This window comes from Nocardioides houyundeii, assembly GCF_002865585.1.
GTDB classification, from domain to species: Bacteria; Actinomycetota; Actinomycetes; order Propionibacteriales; family Nocardioidaceae; genus Nocardioides; species Nocardioides houyundeii.
The window spans coordinates 1,620,663-1,645,673 of the sequence record NZ_CP025581.1 but is presented as its reverse complement, the minus strand read 5'-3'; the positions used below and the strand labels follow the sequence as shown (position 1 = coordinate 1,645,673).

20 protein-coding genes and 2 pseudogenes are annotated in these 25,011 nt (G+C 70.9%); 9 read left to right on the top strand and 13 right to left on the bottom strand.

What is annotated here, in order from left to right:
• The first annotated feature begins 6 nt into the window (after window positions 1-6).
• Entirely contained in the window at window positions 7-867 is an 861-nt protein-coding gene (locus C0R66_RS07940; RefSeq protein WP_101524241.1) for an MOSC domain-containing protein, read from the top strand.
• Here C0R66_RS07940 and C0R66_RS07935 read toward each other — a convergent pair.
• Window positions 839-1,681, bottom strand: a complete 843-nt coding sequence (locus C0R66_RS07935; RefSeq protein ID WP_101524240.1) for a sulfurtransferase — start codon at window positions 1,679-1,681, stop codon at window positions 839-841. The two genes, C0R66_RS07940 and C0R66_RS07935, sit on opposite strands and share 29 nt — an antisense overlap.
• On the bottom strand, window positions 1,678-2,688 hold the full coding sequence (locus C0R66_RS07930; RefSeq protein ID WP_101524239.1) for an aldo/keto reductase family protein: 1,011 nt from the start codon (window positions 2,686-2,688) through the stop codon (window positions 1,678-1,680). Before C0R66_RS07930 ends, C0R66_RS07935 begins: the two co-directional genes overlap by 4 nt.
• 75 nt (window positions 2,689-2,763) lie before the next feature.
• Between C0R66_RS07930 and C0R66_RS07925 the strand changes: the two genes are divergently transcribed.
• Window positions 2,764-3,417, top strand: coding sequence for a thymidine kinase (locus C0R66_RS07925; protein ID WP_101526120.1), 654 nt, complete (start codon window positions 2,764-2,766; stop codon window positions 3,415-3,417).
• A 6-nt stretch (window positions 3,418-3,423) separates the two neighbouring features.
• On the opposite strand, the gene C0R66_RS07920 is transcribed toward C0R66_RS07925, so the two are convergent.
• The 4 genes from C0R66_RS07920 to C0R66_RS07905 are packed head-to-tail and all read right to left on the bottom strand — an operon-like array spanning window position 3,424 to window position 8,577.
• Complete coding sequence (locus C0R66_RS07920; protein ID WP_101524238.1) at window positions 3,424-4,569, bottom strand: alkaline phosphatase family protein; 1,146 nt, start codon at window positions 4,567-4,569, stop codon at window positions 3,424-3,426.
• Window positions 4,566-5,165: a DUF5998 family protein gene (locus tag C0R66_RS07915; RefSeq protein WP_101524237.1), complete on the bottom strand. Its 600-nt coding sequence runs from the start codon at window positions 5,163-5,165 to the stop codon at window positions 4,566-4,568. The genes C0R66_RS07920 and C0R66_RS07915 overlap by 4 nt, the downstream gene beginning before the upstream one ends.
• A 44-nt stretch (window positions 5,166-5,209) precedes the next feature.
• A complete protein-coding gene (locus tag C0R66_RS07910; RefSeq protein ID WP_158647954.1) occupies window positions 5,210-5,833 on the bottom strand; it encodes a sulfotransferase family 2 domain-containing protein in 624 nt (207 codons plus the stop codon).
• Window positions 5,834-5,868: 35 nt separating this feature from the next.
• Entirely contained in the window at window positions 5,869-8,577 is a 2,709-nt protein-coding gene (locus C0R66_RS07905) for a bifunctional acetate--CoA ligase family protein/GNAT family N-acetyltransferase (protein ID WP_241901632.1), read from the bottom strand.
• 78 nt (window positions 8,578-8,655) lie between these two features.
• Between C0R66_RS07905 and C0R66_RS07900 the strand changes: the two genes are divergently transcribed.
• The 4 genes and pseudogenes from C0R66_RS07900 to C0R66_RS07885 all read left to right on the top strand — a co-directional run bounded on the left by C0R66_RS07900 (window position 8,656) and on the right by C0R66_RS07885 (window position 14,151).
• Entirely contained in the window at window positions 8,656-11,136 is a 2,481-nt protein-coding gene (locus tag C0R66_RS07900; protein ID WP_101524235.1) for a DNA gyrase/topoisomerase IV subunit A, read from the top strand.
• 4 nt (window positions 11,137-11,140) lie between these two features.
• Entirely contained in the window at window positions 11,141-11,872 is a 732-nt protein-coding gene (locus tag C0R66_RS07895; protein ID WP_101524234.1) for an LppX_LprAFG lipoprotein, read from the top strand.
• A gap of 26 nt (window positions 11,873-11,898) precedes the next feature.
• Window positions 11,899-13,664 (top strand): annotated as a pseudogene (locus tag C0R66_RS07890) (MFS transporter).
• A complete protein-coding gene (locus C0R66_RS07885) occupies window positions 13,657-14,151 on the top strand; it encodes a beta-class carbonic anhydrase (RefSeq protein ID WP_241901631.1) in 495 nt (164 codons plus the stop codon). The pseudogene C0R66_RS07890 and the gene C0R66_RS07885 overlap by 8 nt, the downstream one beginning before the upstream one ends.
• Window positions 14,152-14,167: 16 nt before the next feature.
• On the opposite strand, the gene C0R66_RS07880 is transcribed toward C0R66_RS07885, so the two are convergent.
• Entirely contained in the window at window positions 14,168-16,240 is a 2,073-nt protein-coding gene (locus tag C0R66_RS07880) for a DNA gyrase/topoisomerase IV subunit B (RefSeq protein WP_241901630.1), read from the bottom strand.
• A 222-nt stretch (window positions 16,241-16,462) separates the two neighbouring features.
• Between C0R66_RS07880 and C0R66_RS07875 the strand changes: the two are divergent.
• Both C0R66_RS07875 and C0R66_RS07870 read left to right on the top strand, forming a co-directional pair.
• Window positions 16,463-16,713: pseudogene (locus C0R66_RS07875) on the top strand (DUF7455 domain-containing protein).
• A 77-nt stretch (window positions 16,714-16,790) separates the two neighbouring features.
• Complete coding sequence (locus tag C0R66_RS07870; protein ID WP_199286856.1) at window positions 16,791-17,264, top strand: DUF456 domain-containing protein; 474 nt, start codon at window positions 16,791-16,793, stop codon at window positions 17,262-17,264.
• A gap of 6 nt (window positions 17,265-17,270) precedes the next feature.
• On the opposite strand, the gene C0R66_RS07865 is transcribed toward C0R66_RS07870, so the two are convergent.
• Entirely contained in the window at window positions 17,271-17,822 is a 552-nt protein-coding gene (locus C0R66_RS07865; protein ID WP_101524232.1) for a hypothetical protein, read from the bottom strand.
• Window positions 17,823-18,035: 213 nt separating this feature from the next.
• Between C0R66_RS07865 and C0R66_RS07860 the strand changes: the two genes are divergently transcribed.
• Complete coding sequence (locus C0R66_RS07860) at window positions 18,036-20,459, top strand: immune inhibitor A domain-containing protein (protein ID WP_101524231.1); 2,424 nt, start codon at window positions 18,036-18,038, stop codon at window positions 20,457-20,459.
• Window positions 20,460-20,543: 84 nt separating this feature from the next.
• Here C0R66_RS07860 and C0R66_RS07855 read toward each other — a convergent pair whose 3' ends face one another.
• The 5 genes from C0R66_RS07855 to C0R66_RS07835 form a co-directional block, all read right to left on the bottom strand.
• Window positions 20,544-21,008 (bottom strand): hypothetical protein, encoded by a 465-nt coding sequence (locus C0R66_RS07855; protein ID WP_158647953.1) that lies wholly within the window; start codon window positions 21,006-21,008, stop codon window positions 20,544-20,546.
• Between the two features lie 46 nt (window positions 21,009-21,054).
• Window positions 21,055-22,266, bottom strand: a complete 1,212-nt coding sequence (locus C0R66_RS07850; protein WP_158647952.1) for an SGNH/GDSL hydrolase family protein — start codon at window positions 22,264-22,266, stop codon at window positions 21,055-21,057.
• A gap of 67 nt (window positions 22,267-22,333) precedes the next feature.
• Entirely contained in the window at window positions 22,334-23,728 is a 1,395-nt protein-coding gene (locus C0R66_RS07845; protein ID WP_241901629.1) for an RNA polymerase sigma factor, read from the bottom strand.
• A 178-nt stretch (window positions 23,729-23,906) separates the two neighbouring features.
• On the bottom strand, window positions 23,907-24,470 hold the full coding sequence (locus C0R66_RS07840; RefSeq protein ID WP_101524227.1) for an HhH-GPD-type base excision DNA repair protein: 564 nt from the start codon (window positions 24,468-24,470) through the stop codon (window positions 23,907-23,909).
• Between the two features lie 47 nt (window positions 24,471-24,517).
• Entirely contained in the window at window positions 24,518-24,916 is a 399-nt protein-coding gene (locus tag C0R66_RS07835) for a universal stress protein (RefSeq protein ID WP_101524226.1), read from the bottom strand.
• Between the last annotated feature and the right edge of the window lie 95 nt (window positions 24,917-25,011).

Here is a 25,011-nt window from a genome sequence, read left to right as displayed (position 1 = left end):
CCCGACATGCGGCTGACGGACCTCTTCGTGCATCCGGTGAAGAGCACCGCGCCCCGGCCCCTGCCGTCCGCGGAGGTGCTGCGACGCGGGCTCGCCGATGATCGCTCGTGGACCCTGGTCGACGGTCGGGGCGTCATGGTCTCGGCACGCGAGCTTCCGGCACTGGTGGGGGTGGTGACCGACACCCCGGTCACCGATCCGGCGACCACGGCCGCGCTGCGCCTGCGAGCCCCGGGTCAGCCCACCCTGTCGGTGGACGTGCCCAGAGGTGGACGGCTGACCGACTTCACGATGTTCTCCGAGCACCTCCAGGGACTGCCTGCGGGGGCTGCGGCCAACGCCTGGTTCCGGTCACTGTCCGGACGTGACGACCTGAGCCTGCTGTGGTGCGACGACCCGACCCGGCGGCGCCTGGCCAACGACCGGGCCACGCCTCACGACCACACCGGCTACGCGGACGCGGCACCGGTCTCACTGGTCTCGCGGGCCTCGCTGGCGCTGCTCAACGAGTGGATCGCCCAGGGCGCCGAGCAGCGCCAGGAGGAGCCGGAGCCGATGTCCGTGCAGCGGTTCCGTCCCAACCTGGTCGTCGACGGCGACGAGCCGTTCGCGGAGGACGGTTGGGACGCGGTCCAGATCGGCGAGGTCCGGTTCCGCGTCGCCGGTCAGATCAGCCGGTGCGTCATCACCACCGTCGACCCCCAGGCCCTGACCCGGGGCAAGGAGCCGCTGCGCACCCTGGCGCGGCACCGGCGACGAGGCAGGGGCCTGGTGTTCGCCGTCGAGCTGATCCCCGAGGGCCCCGGGACCGTCCGGGTGGGCGACCGGGTCTCCCCCGTCACTCGACCGGCCGCGCCGGATCGGTGATCCAACCGCTCCAGCCGCCGGGGAACAGCGCTGCCGGGATCCCGGCCAGCTCCATGGCCAGCACGTCGTGGGTGGCGGTGACCCCCGAGCCGCAGTACGCCGCGACCCAGACGCCCGGCACGGCCCCCACGCCGGCGTAGAGCCGGGCGAGCTCCTCGGGGGTGCGGAAGCGGCCCGAGTCGTCGCGGTTGCGCTCGGTGGGGAGGTTGACGGCTCCGGGGATGTGTCCGGCGACCGGGTCGACGGGCTCCACCTCGCCGCGGTAGCGCGCGGCGGCCCGGGCGTCGACCAGCACCCGGACCGAGGCCACGTCCTGCGCCCGGACCACCGGCAGGTGCTGCGAGGAAGGGTCCACCACGAAGGCGTCCGGGTCCGAGTCGGCCGCCGGCACGTCGACGCGGGCCGGGAGACCTCGCTCCAGCTCGCCACCTGCCTCCCGCCACGCGGTGAGGCCGCCGTCCAGGACCCGGACGTCGGTGTGCCCGTGGTACCTCAGCAGCCACCATGCGCGCGCCGCCGCTCGCCCTTGCCAGTCGTCGTAGACCACGACCGGGCGGGAGGCGGTGACTCCGAGTCGACGCATCGCGGCCTGGAAATCGTCCGGCTCCGGCAGCGGGTGGCGGCCCTCCTCCCCCGGCGGGGCCGCGAGGTCGGTGTCCAAGTCGACGTAGCGCGCGCCGGGGAGGTGCCCGGCGACGAAGTCCGCATGCCGGGGCGGACCTCCCTGGGCGCCCATCTCGTAGCGGACGTCGAGCAGCGTCACCTCGCCGAGGAGCCCGGCGAGCTCCTCGGCCGAGATGAGCGGACCGGTCACGAGGGTCGCTGCGCCGGAGCCTGCTGCGCGGTCCGGGCGGCGTCGCGCTCCACGACGTCTCCGAGTGCCTCGTCGATGCTGGCCATCACCTCTTCCGGGATCGTGACGCCGGAGGCGACAACGTTCTCGTGCACCTGCTCGGGACGCGAGGCTCCTACGAGCGCGGAGGCCACGTTGTCGTTCTGCAGCACCCAGGCGACGGCGAGCTGGGACATCGTGAGGTCCAGCGACTCCGCGATCGGCCTGAGCCGCTGGACGGCGGTCAGGGTGTCGTCGTCCATGAACCTGCTGATCATGTCGGCGCCGCCCTTCTCGTCGGTGGCACGCGAGCCCGCCGGCGGGGCCTGACCGGGCTGGTACTTGCCCGACAGCACGCCCTGGGCCATCGGCGACCAGACGATCTGGGAGATGCCCAGCTCGCGCGAGGCGGGCACCACCTCGTCCTCGATCACCCGCCACAGCATGGAGTACTGCGGCTGGCTGGAGATCAGCTGGAACCCCAGGTCGCGGGCGAGCTCGGACCCGGCCCTGAGCTGGTCGGCAGTCCACTCGCTCACCCCGATGTAGAGCGCCTTGCCGGCGCGCACGATGTCGGCGAACGCCTGCATCGTCTCCTCCAACGGGGTGAAGGTGTCGTACCGGTGTGCCTGGTACAGGTCCACGTAGTCGGTCTGCAGCCGCTGCAGCGATCCGTCGATCGACTCCATGATGTGCTTGCGAGACAGGCCGCTGTCGTTGTGGCCCTTGGGGCCGGTGGGCCAGTAGACCTTGGTGAAGATCTCCAGCGACTGGCGTCGCTCGCCGCGCAGCGCCTCTCCGAGCACCGTCTCGGCCTGGGTGTTGGCGTAGACGTCGGCGGTGTCGAAGGTGGTGATGCCCACGTCGAGCGCGGCGCGCACGCACTCCTTCGCCACGTCGTTCTCCACCTGGGAGCCGTGGGTGAGCCAGTTGCCGTAGGTGATCTCGCTGATCTTGAGGCCACTGTTGCCGAGGTATCTGAATTCCATGGTCCAGACGCTACCGGGACGCCGTCTGTGGTCCGGCGCCTGTCAGGACACGCAGGTGTGGAAGGATCCTCGGTCGTGGCAGAACTGCACTTCTTCACCGGCACCATGGACTCGGGCAAGAGCACGCTCGCGCTCCAGACGAACCACAACCACGCCACGCGTGGCCGCGTGGGCCGGATCTTCACCGCGAACGACCGTGGCGGCGAGGCGGTGCTGTCCAGCAGGCTGGGGCTGACCCACGCCGCCCTCGAGGTCGACGCGGACTTCGACTTCTGGAAGTTCGTGGTGGACACCCTCACCCGGGGCGGTCGCATCGACTACCTGATCTGTGACGAGGCCCAGTTCTACTCCCCGCTCCAGATCGAGCAGCTGGCCAAGGTCGTCGACGAGCTGCAGATCGACGTCTTCGCCTTCGGGATCCTGACCGACTTCCGGACCGTGATGTTCCCCGGCAGCGCGCGGCTGGTCGAGCTCGCGGACCGGATGAACGTGCTGCAGGTCGAGGCGCTGTGCTGGTGCGGCAAGAAGGCCACCCAGAACGCGCGCACCGAGAACGGCGTGATGGTGGTGGAGGGCGACGTCGTGGTCGTCGGGGATGTCGAGCAGGCCGACGACCCCTCGGCGGAGGTCGCCTACGAGGTGCTGTGCCGGCAGCACCACCGGCGCCGCCTGACCGCCGCGCGGGCCAAGGCGGTCAGCCTCGCGCCCGAGCCCCTGCCCTTCGGCTGAGCCCGCTCACACCACCAGCATCGGGATGAGCATCTCCGCGGGCGTCAGGGAGCCGTGCAGGCCGATCAGCGTCTTCTCGTAGGGGAAGTCGGCGGTGGACATGATCGCGCTGGTCCCGCGGCAGGCCACCAGCACGTCGCCGATCCGGGGCAGCACCGAAGGGTCCGCGGCGCCGAACCAGCCGCGCCGTACCGCCTCGTCGCGGGTCAGCACCTCCGCGGCCTCCCCCACGGTCTCGCGCCAGGTGGCGACCACGTCGTCCACGGCGCCGCGCGCGCAGTAGAGGTGCCGGAACCTGGCCTCCCCGCCCAGCAGCGCCACCCCGTCGCGCAGCCCCAGGTGCTCGTCGACGTCGATGTGCGCCTGGACCGGGGAGTCGACCATGCCGTGGTCGGCCAGCACCAGGAGCCGCACCTGCGGCGGCAGCGCCTCGCGCAGCTGCTCGGCCTCGGCGTCGACCATGGAGAGCTGCTGGAGCCACTGGGTGGAGGAGACGCCGAACTTGTGCCCGGTCCAGTCCAGGTCGGAGTCGTAGACATAGGTCAGCGAGGGACGCGGGGCCGAGGCCGCCAGCACGGCGGCGATGCGCTCCCCCACCCGGTCGGCGCCGACGTACTCCGCGCCCCGGTGGGCGGCCATGGTGAGCCCGCTGCGCACGAAGTCACGCTTGTTGACCACCGTCGTGGCCACGCCCGCGGAGACCAGCCGGGAGAACGCCGTGGGGTGCGGCTGCCAGTCCACCGGGTCGACGGCCTTGTCCCAGGTCAGCGCGTTGAGCAGGCGGTCCGTGCCGGGGATGCGGCTGGTGAACCCCACCAGGCCGTGGGTCCCCGGGGCCAGCCCGGTGCCCAGGGAGGTGAGACTGGTGGCGGTCGTCGAGGGGACGCCCGCGGTGCCGGTGGCCTGCTCGGCCAGCAGCGAGGCCAGGAACGGCGCGGCGTGGGCGTAGCGGCGCAGCAGCTCGGCGCCCAGCCCGTCGACCAGGAACACCACGTAGGCCGGTGCCTCGGGCAGCACCATCCGGGTGGTCGCCCCCGGCAGAGGCACCCCCAGTGCCTGGGCGACGGCGGGCACGACGTCGCCCAGCGATCTCGTCCCGTAGGCCGGCTCGACGAACTCCGGCGCACTCGGGCCCGGAGCTCCGGGACTCATGCGCCGCGGGTGCGGGCGGAGAGCGCCTCCGCGAACGCCAGCAGGCCCGAGACCGCGTCCCGGCCCTCCGCAGCGGCAGAGACCCGCAGCGAGAAGTCGTCGCCGGCCAGCACCCCGGTGTAGCCGTGGTCGGCCTCGCACGCCGGGTCCGCGCACGCGGCGGGCTCCAGGTCGATCCGGCTGACGCCACCCCAGCCGATGGTGAGCACCGCCTCGGCGGCGGGCGCGGGACCGGAGGTGGGGTTGGCCACCATCCGGGTCACCACCACCGACCGGACCGAGGCCAGCGTGATCGCCTCGGTGGAGGTGGAGGTGTAGGGCTCGGGCAGCATGTCGTCGCCCGGGTGCTCGTCGGTGTGCGCGAGCAGCAGCCGCGTGGGGGTCAGCACCACCACCGTCAGGTGGCGGCGCACCTCGTCGTGCTCGAACGTCGGCTCGTGGTGGACGTAGAACGCGGCCACCCGCTCTCCGCCGAGCGCGGCGAAGACGCCGTCGGAGACCACCTCGGGGTAGTAGCCGGTGCGGTCGATCGCCGACCGCAGCTCGCGGGCATGGTCCTTCTCGGCCGGAGCGTGCTCGGGCGTCCTGCTGCGCATGGGAGCAGTCTGTCACGCGGCGGGCCGTAGGGCTGCGCGGCGGTCTAGAAGGTGTAGTCGAAGGCCCTCAGGTCCGCGGCGAAGACCTCGGCGACCCGGTCCCGGGTCAGGGGCGAGTAGTCACGGCGGTAGTCGCGGGGCGGGGCCGCGTTGTCGCGCGGGATCGGCGCCTGGTCCGAGAGACCGAGCCGCACCATCACCGTGCGGACGTCGGCGTCGAAGCTCTCGGTGCGGCCCACGAAGTCCGCCGTACGCCCCTCGGCGGTGAGGTAGGCGACCTGCGGCGTGCGCAGCCGGGGCCAGTCGTCGGGGCCGCGCAGCACGAACGCGTCGAAGTCGGCGTAGTCGCGTGCCACCCGGGCCATGAACCCCTCTCCGGCGAGGAACCGCTGCGCCTTGGGCCGGCCCTGCTCGGCCAGGCGTCGGAAGCGCTGGACCATGCCGTACCAGGAGACCAGACGGGCCCAGGGGTTGCGCACGAACCCCACCGTCCAGTAGTCGACCAGGTCGGGCTCGGCGGCCAGGATCTGCCCGAGTCGGGCGTGCCGGGTGAGGCCGTCGATGCCGCGCACCTCGGGCAGGTGGGACCGGACCAGGTGCTCCACGCTGACGCCGCCCGTCTTCTGCACGTGCACGAAGAGGAAGCGATGAGCATCGGAGACCAGCACGGCCGTGATCCTAGTGGCCACCGAGGGCGCGGGCCTCAGTCGGGAAGCGTGTCCCCCGGCATCGAGCTCAGTCGCCGGACGAACCAGTCCGAGCGCGGGTCCAGGACGGGCTCGATCCGGATGGTCGAGCCCAGCACGGCGCACCCGCTCTGGCCGGCCAGCACCAGGGGCAGCGAGAGGGAGCGGATCTGGGGCACGTCGTACTGCAGCTGCGCGACCCGCCTCACGATCCTCTCCACCTCCTCCACGTCCACGATCTCGCTCCCCCGGTAGCCGAAGAGCAGGGGGGACGCCTTGATCTCGCGGACCATGTCCTGGGCGTCGTGCTCGGCCAACGGCGGGATGCGGAAGGCACGGTCCCCGAGCAGCTCGGTGAGCGGGCCACCGATGCCGAACGAGATCACCGGACCGAACAGCGGGTCCTCGATGCTGGCCACGGCCACCGGGACGCCGGGCGGCGCGTTGCGCTGCACCACGAAGCCCGCCTTGCCGGGATCGGTGATCACCTCGCGCAGCGACTTCCACGCGTCGTCCATCTGGGCCGGGGAGTCGATGTTGCGCCACACGTGCGCGAGGTCGGGGCGGTCGCGCAGGTGCGGAGCGGTCGCCTTCAGCACGACGTCCCAGCCCAGCTCGGCACCGGCGGCGCGTGCCTCCTCCAGCGAGCTCACCGGGCGGGTGCGCCACAGGTCGATGCCGTAGCAGGCGAGCAGCTCGAACTGCTCGGCGTCGCTGAGGTCGCGCCCCGTGGGGTGCTCGATCAGCAGCTCGGCGACCAACTTCTTGGCCGCCGGTCGGTCCACCAGCTCGAGGTCGCCGGGCGGGTTGTCCGGGGTGCGCAGCCACATCGCGTACTCCACGACGCGGGCCAGGGCCCGGACCGCGGCCTCGACCGCCGGGTACGACGGCACCGAGCCGCGGCCGGCCGTGGAGCCCGCGACGTCGGGGACCCGCAGCAGCTCGGGCACCCCCTCGGCCCCCAGGAACGTGGAGACCAGGGGCTTGTCCGACTGCTCGCCGATGGCGGCGAGCACGTTGGCCACGTCCTCGCCGCTGACGTTGAGCGGCGGAATGTAGATGGCGGCGACCGCGTCGACCTCGGGGTCGTCGATGGCGGCGTCCAGCGCGTCCTCGAAGTCCTCGGCCGTGGCCTCCGCACCCAGCGCCACCTGCTTGTTGACCACGAGGCCGGCGCCGGCGGCCGCGTCCGCGGCCAGCAGGCCGAGGGCGTCGGAGTTGCCCACGACCGCGACCCGGCGGCCGCGGGGCAGCGGCTGGTGCGCCAACAGCTGGGCGACGTCGAACATCTCCTCCAGGGTGTCGACCTGGATCACCCCGGCCTGCCGGAACATGGCGTCCACCGACTGCGAGGGGGCGGCGATCTTGCGCACCGCGTGCCCCATGGGCACACCCTGGGTGGTGCGGCCGGACCGCACGGCGATGATCGGCTTGCGCCGGGAGACCCGACGCGCGATCCGGGAGAACTTGCGGGGGTTGCCGATGGACTCCAGGTAGAGCAGGACGACCTCGGTGGAGTCGTCCTCCTCCCAGTACTGCAGCAGGTCGTTGCCGGAGACGTCGGCACGGTTGCCGGCACTGACGAAGGTGGTCAGCCCCAGGCCCCGGTTGTTCACCTTCTCCAGGATGGCCGAGCCCAGCGCACCGGACTGGCAGAAGAACCCCGCCCGGCCGCGGGGAGGCATCACCGAGGAGAGCGAGGCGTTGATCGAGACCTCGGGGTCGGTGTTGATCACTCCCAGGCAGTTGGGGCCGATCAGCCGCAGGCCGTAGGAGCGGGAGAGCCCGACGAGCTGGCGCTGGCGACGGCGTCCCTCCTCGCCGGTCTCGGCGAAGCCGGAGGAGATGACCACCAGGCCGTGCACGCCCTTGGCGGCGCAGTCCAGCACGACGTCCTGCACCGCGTCGGCCGGCACCGCCACGATGGCGACGTCGACCTCGCCGGGGATCTCGGCCACCGACGAGTACGCCGGGAGTCCCGAGACCGCGTCGGCTGTGGGGTTCACGGCGTAGACGCGGCCGGTGAAGTCGCCCAGGACCAGGTTGCGGACCAGGGCCTGCCCGATGGTGTCCTGACGGCGGCTGGCGCCGATGACGGCCACCGAGCGCGGATTGAAGAACTTCTCGATCGAGGCGGACTCGGCGCGGTGCTCGCGCTGCTCCATCACGTCCAGGGCGGTCTCGGTGGGGTCGATGGAGAACTCCAGCGACACCAGGCCGTCGTCGTACTGGCTGGCCACCTGGTAGCCGGCGTCCTTGAAGGTGCGGATCATCGGGTGGTTGTCGGGCAGCACCTCGGCGACGAACCGCTCGATCCCGCGCTCGCGGCCCGCCTGGGCGAGGTGCTCGAGCAGCAGCTGGCCGATGCCGCGGCCCTGGTGCTTGTCCTCGACCAGGAACGCCACCTCGGCCTCGCCGGGCGCGACGGTGTCGTAGCGGCCCACCGCGATCATCTTCCCGCCCACCAGCAGCACGAACGCGACGCGCCCCACGAAGTCGACCTGGGTGAACCGGGCCACGTCCTTGTCGGAGAGCTTCGGCATCGGGGCGAAGAACCGGTAGTACTTCGACTGGTCCGAGACGCGGCTGTAGAACTCGACCATCAGCTCGGCGTCGGCGGCCCGGATGGGCCTGATGTGCGCCGTGCGACCGTCGCGGAGCAGGACGTCGGCCTCCCAGTGCTTGGGAGGATCGGTCATCAGGGTCCCGGTCTCGGCGTGGCTCACGCGACTGAATCTAACCTGCCGCCGCACCTCGGCGTGCCCTGTCACCGCATCGGGCGGGCCGTTGGGGACAATGCCAGCATGGCAAGACGCGGCACGAAGGCTCCCCTGCCCGACGACTTCGAGGAGCACATCCTCGACATCGACGTCGGCGACGAGATCAAGTCCTCCTTCCTGGAGTACGCCTATTCGGTGATCTACTCCCGCGCCCTGCCCGACGCGAGGGACGGCCTCAAGCCGGTGCAGCGGCGCATCCTCTACACGATGTCCGACATGGGCCTGCGCCCCGAGCGAGGCCACGTGAAGAGCGCGCGCGTGGTCGGCGAGGTGATGGGCAAGCTGCACCCGCACGGCGACGGCGCGATCTACGACGCGCTGGTGCGGATGGCCCAGTCGTGGTCGATGCGGCTGCCGATGGTCGACGGGCACGGCAACTTCGGGTCACCGGACGACTCCCCCGCCGCCATGCGCTACACCGAGTGCCGGATGGCACCGGCGGCGGTGGCCATGACGGCCTCGCTGGACGAGGACACCGTCGACTTCAAGCCCAACTACGACTCGCGCGAGACCGAGCCGGGGGTGCTGCCCTCGGCCATCCCCAACCTGCTGGTCAACGGCGCCACCGGCATCGCGGTGGGCATGGCGACCAACATCCCCCCGCACAACCTGGTCGAGGTGGTCCAGGCGCTCAAGCACCTGATCGGCCACCCCAAGGCGTCCGTGGACGACCTGATGCGCTTCATCCCCGGCCCGGACCTGCCCACCGGCGGCAAGATCGTGGGCCTGGACGGGGTCCGGGACGGCTACGCGAGCGGCCGCGGCACCTTCAAGATGCGCGCCACCGCCCGGATCGAGTCCGTCACGCCCCGCAAGAAGGGGATCGTCATCACCGAGCTGCCCTACGGCGTGGGCACCGAGCGGATCATCGAGCGGATCAAGGTCCTGGTGCAGTCCAAGAAGCTCCTCGGCATCTCCGACATCAAGGACCTCACCGACCGGGCCAACGGCGTGCGCCTGGTCGTGGAGGTGAAGAACGGGTTCGTCCCCGAGGCCCTGCTGGAGCAGCTGTACAAGCAGACCCCGCTGGAGGAGTCCTTCGGCATCAACGCGGTCGCCCTGGTCGACGGGCAGCCGCGGACGATGGGCCTGAAGGAGATGCTGGAGGTCTTCCTCGCGCACCGCTTCGACGTGGTCCGCCGGCGTACGACGTTCCGGCGCGGCAAGGCGGCGGACCGGCTGCACCTGGTCGCCGGCCTGATGATCGCCATCCTCGACATCGACGAGGTGATCCAGCTCATCCGCTCCAGCGACAACTCCGCGATGGCCAAGGAGCGGCTGATCGACGTCTTCGACCTCAGCGACATCCAGGCCACCTACATCCTGGACATGCCGCTGCGCCGGCTGACCCGCTTCTCCACCCTCGAGCTGGAGAAGGAGAAGTCCGAGCTGGAGAGCCAGATCGAGGCTCTCGACGCGATCCTCGGCGACGACAAGCTGCTCCGCAAGGTGGTCGCCGACGAGCTCTCGGAGGTCTCGCGCACCTACGGCACCCCCCGCCGGACCGTGCTGCTGGCCTCGGCCGGCACCACGGTGACGGCCGCCGGCTCCGCCTCGCTGGAGGTGGCGGACGCGCCGTGCTTCGCCTTCATGTCCGCCAACGGTCTGCTGGCGCGCACCTCCACCGACGAGGCCCCGGGCGAGGGCGGGGGGCGTGCCAACCACGACGTCGTCGTCTCGGCGGTGCGCACCACGGCTCGCGCCGAGATCGGGGTGGTGACCTCCCGCGGTCGGCTGCTGAAGGTCCAGGTCCTCGACATGCCCGAGCTGCCGGCCGGCGCCAACGACCCGAACCTGCAAGGTGGGCTGCCGCTGAGCGAGATCCTCTCCCTGGAGCCTGGCGAGCGGGCGCTGTGCCTGAGCTCGCTGGGCACCGCAGGCCCGGGGCTGGCGCTGGGCACCCGGCAGGGCATCGTCAAGCGCGTCACGCCCGAGGTGCTCTCCCGCGAGGACTGGGAGGTGATCGGTCTCAAGGACGGCGACGAGGTGGTCGGCGCCGTCGAGCTGGCGACCGGCAACGAGGAGCTGTGCTTCATCACCGCCGAGGCCCAGCTGTTGCACTTCGGGGCCGACGCGGTGCGGCCGCAGGGCCGCTCCGGGGGCGGCATCGCCGGAGTCCGGCTGGCAGGACGTGATCGCGTGGTGTGGTTCGGCGCCCTGGACCCTGCCGACGCCGTGGTGGTGACGGCCTCCGGGTCCTCCACCGCGCTCCCGGGCACCGAGCCCGGCGCGGTCAAGGTCGCGCCGTTCAGCGAGTACCCGGCCAAGGGCCGCGCCACCGGCGGCGTCCGGTGCCACCGCTTCCTCAAGGGCGAGGACTCCCTGGTGTTCGCCTGGGCGGGCACCGCGCCGGCCCGGGCGGCGGCGGCCAGCGGGGCCCCGGTGGAGCTGCCGGAGGCCGACGGCCGCCGGGACGGCTCGGGCGTGCCCGGCTCCCAGCCCATCGTCGCCTGCGCTCCCCCGGTCGCCCGTCAGCTGGGCGTGGCCTCCGGTGTGACAGGCTGACGCGATGTCTCGAACACCGGTCCTCCACATCCGTTCCCGCGCGCGCGTGCTCGCCCTGACGCCCCTGCTGGGCCTGGCGCTGGTACTGGGCTCCTGCAGCTCCGACGAGGGCTCGGACGCCTCTCCCGAGGAGGTCTCGGCGGTGCTCGACGGCGCCGCCGAGCGCCTCGACGAGACGTCCGGGGTGACGTTGAGCCTCACCACCGACGACCTGCCCGACGGCGTCACCGGCATCACCAGCGCAGTCGGCACGGCCACCTCCGCCCCCGCCTTCGACGGGGCACTGAAGGTCCGGCTCTCGGGCAACGAGTTCGAGGTCCCGGTGGTGGCGGTGGACGGCAAGGTGTGGGCCCGTATCCCGCTGACCCCCGGCTGGTCCGACGTGGACCCGGCCGAGTACGGCGCGCCGGACCCGAGCCTCCTGATCAGTGCGGACCACGGGTTCGCCACGCTGCTGACCGCCACCGACTCCGCCGAGGCCGGGGACACCGAGCGCGGCGGCGTGGACAACCGGGAGGTGCTCACCTCCTACACCGGGACCATCGACGGAGAGGTGATGAAGAACGTGATCCCGAGCAGCGCGGGTGACGTCTTCGACGCCGCCTACCTGATCAACGAGGACGGCGAGCTGCGCGAGGCCACCCTGACCGGGGTCTTCTACGCCGACAGTCCGGAGATGACCTACCAGGTCGACATCCGCGACTACGACACCGAGAAGACGATCACCGCACCGTGACGCCCGCGCTGGGCAACGCCCCCCGGATGCTGCTGGGGCTGGCCGCCGGTGCCGTGGCCTTCGCCGCGGCGGACACCTACGTGGTGGTGCTGGCCCTGCCGGACATGATGGGCAGCGCCGGCATCCCGCTGGACCAGCTGCAGCGGGCGGCGCCCATCGTCTCCGGCTTCCTCCTCGGCTACGTCGCCATGCTCCCCCTGATCGGCCGGATCGCGGACCTGCGGGGCCGCGTCCCCGTCCTGGTCTTCTCCCTCGTCCTCTTCGCCCTCGGCTCCCTGGTCACCGCCCTGGCCTACGACCTGCCCTCGATGGTGAGCGGACGCTTCCTGCAGGGCGTCGGGGTGGTGGGCTGGTGCCAGCCACCCTGGCGCTGGTGGCGGACCTCTACCCCGCCAACCGGCGCGGGGTCCCGTTGGGCATCGTCTCGGCCGTCCAGGAGGTGGGGTCGGTCCTCGGCCCGCTGCTCGGCGCCGTCGTGCTCGCCGTCTCCGACTGGCGGGCCATCTTCGCGCTCAACCTGGTCGTCGGACTGGTGCTCGCCGCCGCGATCCGGGCCCTGGCGCTGGGCCGTCCCGGGCCGGGTCAGGAGCCGGGCCCGCCAGGGGCGGAACCGGGTGAGCCGGCCCGGCGCCGCCGGGACCTCGTCGGACTGGCCTTGGCGGCACTGACGCTGGTGGCCGGCGCCCTGGTGTTCGTCCGACCCGGGCCCATCATGCGGGACCTGAGATGGGGCGAGATGTTCGTGCCGTTCGTCGGCGACGGACGCTGGCCGACCCCCGTCGGAGCGGTCACCCTGGCTGCCGCGGCCGGACTGGTCGTCCGGCTGCTGACCGCCGCCCACCCGCTGGTCGACGTACGTTCCTGGGGTCGTGCCATGCGGGAGGCCGACCTCCTCGGGTCCGCGCTCCTGGGGGTCGCCCTGGGCGGGATCATCCTGGCCTTCGCGACCGCTGATCCCCGGCTGGAGGTGTTCTCCGCACAGGGGGCCTGGTACCTGCTGGGCGCCGCGGTCGCCGCAGTCTGCCTCGTCGTGCACCTACGCCGCTCCCCCGCGCCGCTGGTGCCTGCCGGAACCCTGCGCCGTACGCCGGCCTGGGGCTCCCTGGTGGTGAGCTTCTTCGTCGGTGCCGCGCTGATCGCGGCCCTGATCGACATCCCGCTCTTCGCCCGCACCACCATCTACGGCGACTCCCAGCTCTCCGCCGCCCTGGTGCTGGTGCGGTTCCTGGTCGCCCTCCCCGTGGGCGCGGTCCTGGGCGGCTACCTGACGCGCAGCTGGGGTCCCGGACGCACCACCGCGACGGGCATGGCGCTGGCGGCCGCCTCGTTCCTTCTGATGTCCCGGTGGGACATCACCGCGTTGGAGAGCTGGAGCGCGACCGTGCCCCTGGTCCTCGGCGGCCTCGGCTTCGGTCTGGCGCTCGCCCCGGTCAACGCGGCCGTCCTCGCCTTCACCGACTCCTCGGTGCACGGCCTGACCAGCGCGCTGGTGGTGGTCTCCCGGATGGTCGGCATGCTGGTGGGGATCTCCGCGCTCACCACGCTCGGCCTGCGCCGCTACTACGCCGAGCAGGCTGACATCCCCGGCGTCCGGGAGGTCTGCGACGGCAGGTCGAGGTGCGCGGAGTTCACGTTGCTGCTCAAGCAGGCGGGCATCGCGCAGGAGCAGACCGTGTTCCTCGGTGCCGCCGGCTGTGCCCTGCTCGCCGGCGTCCTGGCGCTGGTCCTGTTCCGGAGTGCGACCTCGGCGCCTGTGGCCCAGAGCACTGGGTTAGGTTCTTCCCGTGGCTGACTTCGACGACCTGATGGAGGCGAACCGCGCGTTCGCAGCGAACTTCGACCTGGGCGGCTTCGACGGCAAGGCTCATGCTGGCGTCGCCATCGTGACGTGCATGGACTCCCGGATCGACCCGTTGGCGATGCTGGGCCTGCACCACGGCGACGCCAAGATCTTCCGAAACCCCGGGGGCCGGGTCACCCCGCAGGCCCTGGAGGCCCTGGTGCTGGGGGCCCACCTGCTCGGCGTCGAGCGCGTGCTGATCGTCCCGCACACCAGGTGTGCGATGACGCAGCACTCCGAGGCGGAGCTGCGCGAGAAGATCGGCGAGTCCGCCGGCGTCGACGCCTCGTGGCAGACCTTCGGCGTCATCGACGACCAGGTGACCCGACTGCGCGAGGACGTGCAGAAGGTGCGGTCCCACCCGCTCATCCCCGCCTCCATCAAGGTGGGCGGCTTCGTGTACGACGTCGACTCGGGGCTCATGACGCCCGTGCCGTGAGGCGGCCGGGCACGGCTCAGGCGTCCAGGGTCTCCATGTCGACCTCGTAGGCGCCCTGCACGATGAACTCCTTGCGCGGGGCGACGTCGGAGCCCATCAGCAGCTCGAAGACGTCCGCGGCGATCGCGGCGTCGTCGACCGTCAGCCGCCGCAGGGTGCGGTGGCGGGGGTCCATCGTCGTCTCCTGCAGCTGGTCGGCGTCCATCTCGCCGAGACCCTTGTAGCGCTGCGGCGGGTCCTTGTAGCCGAGGTTCTTCTTCTTCAGCTCGGCCAGGCGACGGTGCAGCTCGTCGTCTGAGTAGGTGTAGACGTACTTGTCCATGCTCTTGCGCGGGTTGGTGAGCTCGATCCGGTGCAGGGGCGGGACCGCGGTGTAGACCCGGCCCGCGGTCAGCAGATCGGGCATGTACTTGAAGAACAGGGTGGCCAGCAGGCAGCGGATGTGCGCGCCGTCGGAGTCGGCGTCCGCCATGAAGATGATGCGACCGTAGCGCCGCGCCTCCAGGTCGAAGCTCCGGCCCGACCCGGCGCCGACGACCTGGATGATCGCCGCGCACTCGGTGTTCTTGAGCATGTCGGTGACCGAGGCCTTCTGGACGTTGAGGATCTTGCCGCGGATGGGCAGCAGGGCCTGGTACTCGGAGTCGCGCGCCATCTTGGCGGTGCCCAGCGCGGAGTCCCCCTCGACGATGAAGAGCTCCGTGCGCTCGTTGTCGCCAGAACGGCAGTCTGCCAGCTTCGCAGGCAGGGCGGAGGACTCCAGGGCGTTCTTGCGGCGCTGGGTCTCCTTGTGCTGCCGTGCCGCGATGCGCGTCTTGGAAGCGCCCACCACCTTGTCCATGACCAGCTTGGCCTGGGACTTCTCGCCACGCTTGGTGGAGGTGAGGAACGCCTTGAGCTCGGAGGAGACGACCTTGCGCACGATCGCGCGGGCGGCCGGGGTCCCGAGGATCTCCTTGGTCTGGCCCTCGAACTGCGGCTCGGCCAGACGCACGGTGACCACCGCGGTGAGCCCCTCGAGCACGTCGTCCTTGATGACGTCCTGGTCGCCGACCTTGAGCGCCTTGGTCGCCCGCATCACGTCGTTGAACGTCTTGGTGACCGCCTGCTCGAACCCGCTCACGTGCGTCCCGCCCTTGGGCGTGGCGATCACGTTCACGTAGGACCGGACCTCGGTGTCGTAGCCCATCGTCCAGCGGAGGGCGACGTCCACGCCGAGCTCGCGCGTCACCTCCTGCGGGGTCATGTGCCCCTTGTCGTCGAGCAGGGGCACGGTCTCCTTGAAGGTCTCGGACCCCTGGAGCCGCAGCACGTCGGTGACGGGCTCCCCCACCGACAGGAACTCCGCGAACTCCGAGATGCCCCCGTCGTGGCGGAACTTCTCCTCCACGGGCTGGTCGCCGCGCATGTCGCGGATCACCAGCTCCAGCCCCGGCACGATGTAGGAGGTCTGGCGGGCCCTGGTCACCAGGTCCTCGAACACGAAGGTGGCGTCGCGGGTGAAGATCTGTCGGTCCGGCCAGAAGCGCACGGTGGTGCCGGTGCGGCCCTTCGCCACCCGTCGGCCCTTGCGGGTCAGGCCCGACCTGGCGGTGAACCCGGCCTGCGGCCCCTCACCCTCGAAGACTCCCGGAACCCCGCGCTGGAAGCTCAGTCCCTGCTGGGCAGGGCTCCGGTCGACATCGATGTCCATCCGCGAGGAGAGCGCGTTGACCACCGAGAGGCCCACCCCGTGCAGCCCACCGGTGGCGACGTAGGACCCCCCGCCGAACTTCCCTCCGGCGTGCAGCTTGGTGGCGACCACCTCGACGCCCGGGAGCCCGGTCTTGGGCTCCTTGTCGGTGGGGATGCCGCGGCCGTCGTCGATGACCTCCACCGAGTCGTCGGCGTGCAGCGTCACCTCGACGCGGTGCGCGGCGCCGGCGAGCGCCTCGTCCACCCCGTTGTCGATGAGCTCCCACAGGCAGTGCATCAGGCCGCGGGTGTCGGTGGACCCGATGTACATGCCGGGCCGCTTGCGCACCGCCTCGAGGCCTTCGAGGACCAGGAGGTGAGCTGCGTTGTAGGAGGTGTCGGTCGGGGCTGCCACAAGACCCGAATCTACCCGCGACACACCGTGGACCTGACAAGGCACGCCTGCAAGCGCTCGAGCGATCCCTGCTCTAGCGTGAGCCACGACGCCACGGTCTCCGCCACCGAGTTCTCGAGGGTTGAGGAATCGGAGAGTGGGGTAATGAGGTCCGTGGTTGGATAGGACGTCACCAGCAGCGGGGGAATCTTTTCCCCGACAGGTACGTTAGGCCAGACACCGATGGAGAGAAACGAGGCCGAAGTGACTACTGCACTTGCCCCAAAGCCGCCCTCACGGCGGCCGATCGATGCGACCGCTGCGGTGCCCAGGCCTACCTGCGTGTCGAGCTCCAGAGCGGCGGCGAGCTGCTCTTCTGCGCCCACCACGCCCGCGAGCACGGCGACAAGCTCCGCGAGGTCGCCGCGACCGTGGTCGACGAGACCCACAAGCTCGTGAACACGCCCGGTTCCAACCCGGAGCCGCAGCACTGACCGGCATCTAGACGTGATCGACGGCCCCGGACATCGTCCGGGGCCGTCTTCATGTGTCCGGCCACTAGGGTGACGCAGTGACCACTCTCGATCTCCTCGTCGGCCTGGCGCTGGCGGTCGGCATGGTGGGCATCATCGTGCCCGTGCTGCCCGGCACCGCGCTCATGCTGGCCGCGATCGTGACGTGGGGCGTCGCGGTCGGCACCACGCCGGCCTGGCTGGTGGCTGGCGTCGCGCTGGCGTTCCTGGTCGTCGGCGCGGTGGTCAAGTTCACCGTGCCCGGCAGGCGTCTGAAGGTCGCCGGGGTCCCCAACAGCTCACTGTGGCTCGGGGCGGCGCTCGGGGCCGCTGGCTTCTTCGTGGTGCCGGTGGTGGGGCTCTTCCTCGGGTTCGTGCTGGGAGTGTTCCTGGCCGAGCACCGACGCCTCGGGTCCGGCGCCTGGGCCTCGACCGTGCACGCGCTCAAGGCAGTGGGCCTGAGCATGGTCATCGAGCTCCTGGCGGCAGCGCTGGCCGCCGCCACCTGGGTGGTCGGCGTCGTCATCACCTGAGGCGACTCAGCCCCGCGCCACGGGGTCGGTGAGCACCCTGCGACCCAGCAGCCAGTCGTTGCGCTCGACGCCCTGACGCCTCGACTCCCCCGCCTTCACCGCGACCCGCACCGCGGGGACGTCGCCGAAGCACGGCGGGTCGACCAGGTAGGTCACGGTGTCCCGGCGCCAGTTGATGCGTCCGAGGTAGTCGCAGCTCTCCAGGGGCGAGCCGTCGTCGTTCCACCCCTCCACGGCGGCCAGCAGGTAGTCGGTGCCGCTGTTGAGACCGCCGCCGAGGCGGTACTCGGGACCCGCGTCACCCTCGTCGGTGTCGAAGAAGATCGAGACGCCCTGAGACCGCTCCAGCCCCGACCGGACCAGGTCGTCGAAGCTGATCCGCACCCGGATCCGATCGGCGTCGTGCGCCACCCTGACCTCGAGGATGTCGGCCTTCATCGGACGGTCGTCCCCGTCCAGGAAGCTGGCAGTGGCGGCGTGCGCCGGTGTGAGCGTCCCGACCGCGAGCAGGGCGGCGGCGCTCGGCGCGGTGAGCAGGACGGTGGAGTGCAGGCTCATCGGGTCCCCTTCGTACTCGTGTGCCCCTCGGGGCTCCTGTCACCTCAGGACGCATCCGGGCCGGACGAGGTTGCCCGCACCGCGCATGTTTCTTGCGATTCATCCTGGTCTCCCTCTGTTCAGCGGTAAGGAGTCCATTTAGTGTCCAAGGCGACAGGGAGGTTTTGCGGGTCTACCAGGACCGGCTGCTCTGATCTCGGAAGGAACGATCACGTGAGAACCACGAACGCCGCGCTGAGCGTGGCCCTGCTCGCCGGACTGGGGCTGGCCGCCCTGCCTTCGGCTACTGCCGCACCAGCGGCCTCGCACCAGCGCCAGGGAGAACCCCGCAGCGCGAATCCCGAGCACGTCATGCCGAACCCTCAGGCCGAGAAGCAGGCCGTCCTGCGCCAGGAGGCGTGGGCCGACGTGCTCAGCGGCGAAGCCTCCCCCAAGAAGATCAACGGCACCTCGGTGCTCAAGGTCGGCCGCAAGCCCGCCGGGACGAAGTCGCCCCGGGCCAGCGCCAAGAAGAGCGCGGCCGATCAGTACGTCGAGCTCGAGAACGAGCGCACCGACAAGGTGTTCGTGCTCCTGGTGCAGTTCGGCGACCAGCGGCACCCGGACTTCCCCGACGTGGACGTCGACCCGCAGACCCAGGGGCCGGCGTCGTTCGACGGTCCCTCCTTCAACGAGATCCCCAAGCCCGGGCGCAACGACAACTCCACGCAGTGGCAGGCCAAGTACGACAAGGCCTACTACCAGAAGCTGTACTTCGGCGAGGGCAAGGGCGTGGAGTCGCTCAAGACCTACTACGAGCGTCAGTCCTCGGGTCGCTACAGCGTCGAGGGCATGGTCACCGACATCACCACGGTGCCCTACAACCAGGCCCGCTACGGCCGCAGCAACGGCTACCCCTGCGGCAGCCAGGTCTGCAACAACACCTGGCCCCTCATCTCCGACGCGATGACCCAGTGGGTCGCCGACCAGAAGGCGGCCGGGCGGAGCGACGCACAGATCGCCTCCCTGGTGGCCCAGTACGACATCCGTGACCGCTACGACTTCGACGGTGACGGCAACTTCGACGAGCCCGACGGCTACATCGACCGTTTCCAGATCATCCACGCCGGCGGCGACCAGTCCGACGGTGACCCGATCTACGGGGAGGACGCCATCTGGAGCCACCGCTGGAAGGCCTTCCAGAACCTCGACGGGACCGCCGGACCGGCCGGCAACCTGGACGGCGGCGCCCAGATCGGCAGCAGCGGCATCTGGGTGGCCGACTACACCATCCAGTCCGAGAACGGTGGACTCTCCACCGTCGCCCACGAGTACGGCCACGACCTGGGCCTGCCCGACCACTACGACACGGCCGCGTCCGGTGACAACCCGGTCAGCTGGTGGACCCTGATGGCGCAGAGCCGTGTCTCGGCTCCCGGGGACCAGGGTCTGGGCACCCGGGCCGCCGACCTCGGCGTCTGGGACAAGCTGCAGCTGGGCTGGCTGGACTACGAGACCGTGGTCGCCGGGCAGAACCGCACCATCGACCTCGGCCCGCACGAGTACAACTCCGAGAAGCCGCAGGGCGTGGCAGTGGTCCTCCCGGACAAGGAGAACGTCACTGCTCTTCCCGCCCCCGCGCAGGGAGCCAAGCAGTGGTGGTCCGGCCAGGGCGACGACTACGAGGCCTCGATGTCCCGCACGGACATCGCGGTCCCGGCCGGTGGCGCGACCCTGACGCTCTCGGCGCAGTACAACATCGAGGAAGACTACGACTACGCCTTCTTCGAGGCCGAGGTGCCCGCCGGCAGCGGCAGCTGGACCAAGCTGGCCACGCCGTTCGACCCGGACACCGCCCCTGACGCCGCCGAGATCGGCATCGACGGGGTCAGCGACGGGTACGTCCCGGTGAGCTACGACCTGTCGGCGTACGCCGGTGAGACCATCGGCTTCCGGGCCCGCTACGTCACCGACGGCGGCGTGCAGGGTCAGGACCCCGACCTCGGTTGGGCCGGACTGTTCGTCGATGACATCGAGGTCACCGACGCCTCGGGGACGGTGCTGCTCGCAGACGGTGCCGAGAACCCGCCCAACGGCTGGACCCTGGACGGATTCACCTCGGTGGGCGCCAGCATCACCACGCTGACCGACCAGTTCTACCTGGCCAGCAACCGCCAGTACGTGTCCTACGACAAGTACCTCCAGACCGGTCCGTACAACTTCAGCTTCGCCGACCGGCCCGACTTCGCCGAGAAGTTCCCCTATCAGGACGGGCTCCTGGTGAACTACTGGGACGCCTCCTACACCGACAACAACACCAGCCAGCACCCCGGTGCCGGCCTGGTGCTGCCGGTGGATGCCAACCCGCAGGTGCTCTACAACCTGCAGGGCCAGCCCTGGCGGGGACGGATCCAGACCTACGACGCACCGTTCAGCCTGGAGAAGTCCGACTCGTTCTACCTCACCGCCGGGGGCCGCAAGAGCTACATCCGCGGCGCCAGCGCCAAGCCGCTGTTCGACGACAGCGACCCCAACCGCTACTTCCAGCCGCAGGCGGACGCGGGTCTCCCCCGTGTCGGGGTGAAGGTGGCCGGTGCGGGCGTCAAGATCAGGGTCCTGTCGCAGAACGGCACCTCCATGCGGATCAGGGTCAACTGACCCCGACCCGCTCACGCTCGGCGCCGAGCCGGGCATGACTGACCAACGACCCGCCCCCTGACCGCCACGGTCAGGGGGCGGGTCTCATTCGCGGTCCAGGACCTCCAGCGCGTCCACCACCACGACCGGCCCGCCGCAGCCCTCACCCCGCAGGTCCGGCGCGCCGGTGACCTGCACCCGGTCGCCCACGGCCAGCCCCTCGGTCCTGGCGCCACGCAGCGTCCAGCTGATCGCGTTGGCGTCGCGGATCGCCACGCACGCGCCGACACTGACCAGCCTCCCGACCACCCGGATCTTCTGCAGCGCCTCGCTCGGCGGCGTCGACCTCCCGGTGGGGCGCCCTGAGAGCGTCCCGGGACCAGTCTCGGGACCAGTCGCGGGACCCGGGGTCGTGGGCTCCGGCGTCGTGGTGTCTCCGGTCGCGTCCGGAGCTCCATCCGCGCCCCCACCCGGGGGGCGGTCGGTCCCACAGGCGGTGCCGAGGAGCAGCAGCGCCACCAGGAGCATCACGTGTGCTGAGGTGGTGACCCGTCGGCGTCGGCAGTTCATGTGACTGGGACGCGTCGCGGTCCCCCGCGGTTCCGCCCCGGCCCCATCACGGGAGCTCCAGCAGCTCGGCGAAGATCTCCGCCATGCGCTCGTTGCCTGCCACGTTCGGGTGGACCGGTTGAGCCTCCTCGAGCATCAGCCCCTCGCTGGTCGACCCGTCCTTGGCCAGAGCCGGCCAGTGGGCGGCGAGGTCGAAGAACCCGACCCGGTCGGGGTGCTGGGCGGCCACAGACTCCCTGACCTCCCTCACCTCATCCCAGTCCCGGCTGCTCCAGTGGCCAGGCTCGTAGCCGTGCACCAGCACCACCTGGGCATGAGGCGCCGACTCCAGCGCGAGCTCCACCAACCGCTCGAGACTGGCCGCGTAGTCGGGATCCACGTTGGTCCCCACGTTGATGAGCACGAGCTGGGGATCGATGGCCCGGACGTCGGCCCAGTGGCCGGCCGCCATCCCCTCGGAGTCGAAGTCCTGCGCGGTCGCTCCCGAGTGCGAGGCGTCGTAGACGTGGATCCCGGAGTCCTCGTCGCCGTCGAGGAACTCGACTCCGGTGTGCACGAAGACGCCCGCGTCAGAGGCGCCGCTGACCGCCACGGTGTGCTCGGCGGAGGGCATCGGAGCAGACTCCCACCACAAGCCCGACTGGGCCGCCCCAGCGGAGTCGATCGCCCCGCCCGGCGCCTCGCCTGTCGACAGGACGCCCTGGGCCGTGACGTCGACGCCGTCGATGACCACCTTGCCGGCTCCGGCGAGCACGTCAATGCGGCCGAACCACACCCGGATGCTGGTCGCCCGCTGCGGCGGGTAGGTCACGGTGGAGCCCTGCGGCAGGAACAGGGCGCGACCGCCGAGCCCCCACCGGTCGTAGGAGTGCTCCTGGGGCGGCGTACCGGTGCGGACGTTGTCGTCGGCGGAGAAGATGTCGCCGTAGAAGGCGGGGAAGTAGCCGCTGCCGCCGCCCACGTCCTGCTGGGCCCGGAGCATGTCCTGGAGGCGACGGACGAACCTCGTCTGGTGGATCGGCGTCGGGAGCATCGCTCCCTCGGAGATGGAGTCGCCCACGACCACGACCTTCGCGGGCGAGCGCTCCTGGTCCGCCAGGGCCTCGTACCAGGGGCGAAGGAACTCCCGGACGTCCTCATCGCTGTCGGCCACCTCGGCCGCCGAGCCCTCGCCGTCGGAGAGGACCAGGCCCCACGCAGCGACCCCGACCGCCAGGCACCCGACCAGCGCCACCATGAGTAGGGACCGTCGTGACATGGTCGCCAAACCTAGCGCGAGCCGAGTCCGCCGGGAGCGCATCACGCGACCGGCGGACACGACACCCTCAGTCGAGGTAGTCGCGAAGCACCTGCGAGCGGCTCGGGTGGCGGAGCTTGGACATGGTCTTGGACTCGATCTGCCGGATCCGCTCGCGCGTGACCCCGTAGACCTTGCCGATCTCGTCCAGGGTCTTGGGCTGACCGTCGGTGAGGCCGAAGCGCATGCTGACCACGCCGGCCTCGCGCTCCGACAGGGTGTCGAGCACCGCATGGAGCTGCTCCTGCAGCAGGGTGAACGAGACCGCGTCAGCCGGCACGATGGCCTCTGAGTCCTCGATGAGGTCTCCGAACTCCGAGTCGCCGTCCTCGCCGAGCGGGGTGTGCAGCGAGATCGGCTCGCGCCCGTACTTCTGGACCTCGATGACCTTCTCGGGGGTCATGTCGAGCTCCTTGGCGAGCTCCTCGGGCGTGGGCTCGCGGCCCAGGTCCTGGAGCATCTGCCGCTGAACGCGGGCCAGCTTGTTGATGACCTCGACCATGTGAACCGGGATCCGGATCGTCCGGGCCTGGTCGGCCATCGCGCGGGTGATCGCCTGGCGGATCCACCACGTCGCGTAGGTGGAGAACTTGTAGCCCTTGGTGTAGTCGAACTTCTCGACCGCGCGGATCAGACCCAGGTTGCCCTCCTGGATCAGGTCGAGGAAGAGCATGCCGCGGCCGGTGTAGCGCTTGGCCAGGGAGACGACCAGTCGCAGGTTGGCCTCCAGGAGGTGGTTCTTGGCGCGTCGGCCGTCCTCGGAGATCCACTCGAGCTCCTCGAGCAGCTTGGGGCTGATCTTCCCCCCCTTGGCGAGCTTCTCCTCGGAGAACAGGCCGGCCTCGATCCGCTTCGCGAGCTCGACCTCCATCTCGGCGTTGAGGAGGGGCACCTTGCCGATCTGCTTGAGGTAGTCCTTGACCGGGTCGGCGGTGGCGCCGGCCACCATGACCTGCTGCTCGGGCTCGTCGGTGTCGTCGGCGGCCGAGACGACGAAGGAGGCCTTCTTCTCGTCCTCCTTGATCGTCGGGTCCGCGACGACGTCCTTCTCGAACTGCTCGTCGGGGATGTCCGGCAGGAGCTTCTTGCCGTCCGGGCCCAGCGCGGGCACCACCAGGCTCGCGACGTCGTCGACGCTCGCGACGGTCTTCTTGGCCGTGGCCTTCTTCGCCGCGGTCTTCTTGGCCGGGGCCGCCGTCTTGGCCGCCTGGGCGGTCTTCGCGGTGGTCGTCTTGCGAGGAGCACCCGCCGCAGCCACCCGCGAGACGCCGGCGCTCACGTCGACGGTGATGCCCAGTCCGCTGAGATGCGTCAGGAGGGCCTTGAGGTGTCGTGGCTCGACCTGTGCGCCATCACTGGCCTGTCGCACCTGGTCGGGAGTGACGGTCCCGTCCTTGGAGGCGAGCTCGACGAGGGTCAGCACTGCCGGGTGGGACAGCACCTCGGGGGGAGCGACTTGCTTGGGTGCGACGACACGAACACCTCTCGGGAACGAAAAGGGGCGCGGCAAGGCCCGGTAAAGTCAAGAGCCGCATTGATCATTCTGCCACGGGGGCGGTGAGGTCTCCCACCGCCCCCGCTCGACAGGCGCAGCGGCGGGCTCATCCCGCCTTGGCTGCGGCCTTCTTCTGCTTCTTGAACTCGCGCACGCGCTGCAGTGACTCCTCGTCGACGACGTCCGCCACGGAGCGGTAGCCCTCCAGCGCGTAGTCCCCCACCACGGCCTCCCACCCGTCGGGACGGACCTGGAGCTGCTTGGCCAGGAGCGCCACGAAGATCTGCGCCTTCTGCTTGCCGAAGCCGGGCAGCGCCATGACGCGCCGGAGCAGGTCCCGACCGTCGGCGGCCTCGGTCCAGATGCGGGCCGCATCGCCGCCGTAGGTCTCGGCGACGATCCGGCCGAGCTCCTGCAGGCGTGCTGCCATCGAGCCGGGGAACCGGTGGATCGCCGGGGTGGTCGCGGCCAGGGCGGCGAACTCCTCGGGATCGGCTGCCGCGAGGTCGCCCGGCTCCAGGCTGCCGAAGCGCTCCAGGACCTTCGCCGGACCGCGGAACGCATGCTCCATCGGGTACTGCTGATCGAGCATCTTGCCGGCGAGCAGCGCGAACGGGTGGTCGTCGAGCACGGCGTCCGCGTCGGCGTCGCCGGTGATGTGTAGGCCCATGGCGCCATCATGCCGCGCCGCGGCAACGCCTTGCACCCGCGGTGCGCTCAGGCCTTGACCGCCAGCACCGGGCACGTGGCGTCCAGCAGGATGCGCTGGGCGTTGCTGCCGAGGATGAGCTTGCCGACGGGGGTCCGCTTGCGCAGGCCGATGACGATGAGCTCGGCCGAGTTGGCGTCGGCCAGGCTGATCAGGTCCTCGGCGGGCTCGAAGCCGCGCACCATCTGGCGCACGTCGTACTCCAGACCGGACTCGGCGAGCCGCTGCTGCACCGACTCGATCTCGTCGGAGGCGCGCCGTGCCGTGTCGCCGTCGTACTCGGCGCCGCCGCGGTGGGAGTTGACCACCACCAGCTTGGCCCCCCGCAGCTTGGCCTCCTCGATGGCCTTCGACAGAGCGGCCTCACCCTCAGGCTTGGCCACGTATCCCACAACCACGGTACCCATCAGGCTGGCTCCCTCTGCCCGGGCTCGCGCCGGGCCATTCGTGTGCCGCTGGTGCGGCCCCGACGCGCACGCTACCCAATCGCCGCGCGATTGGG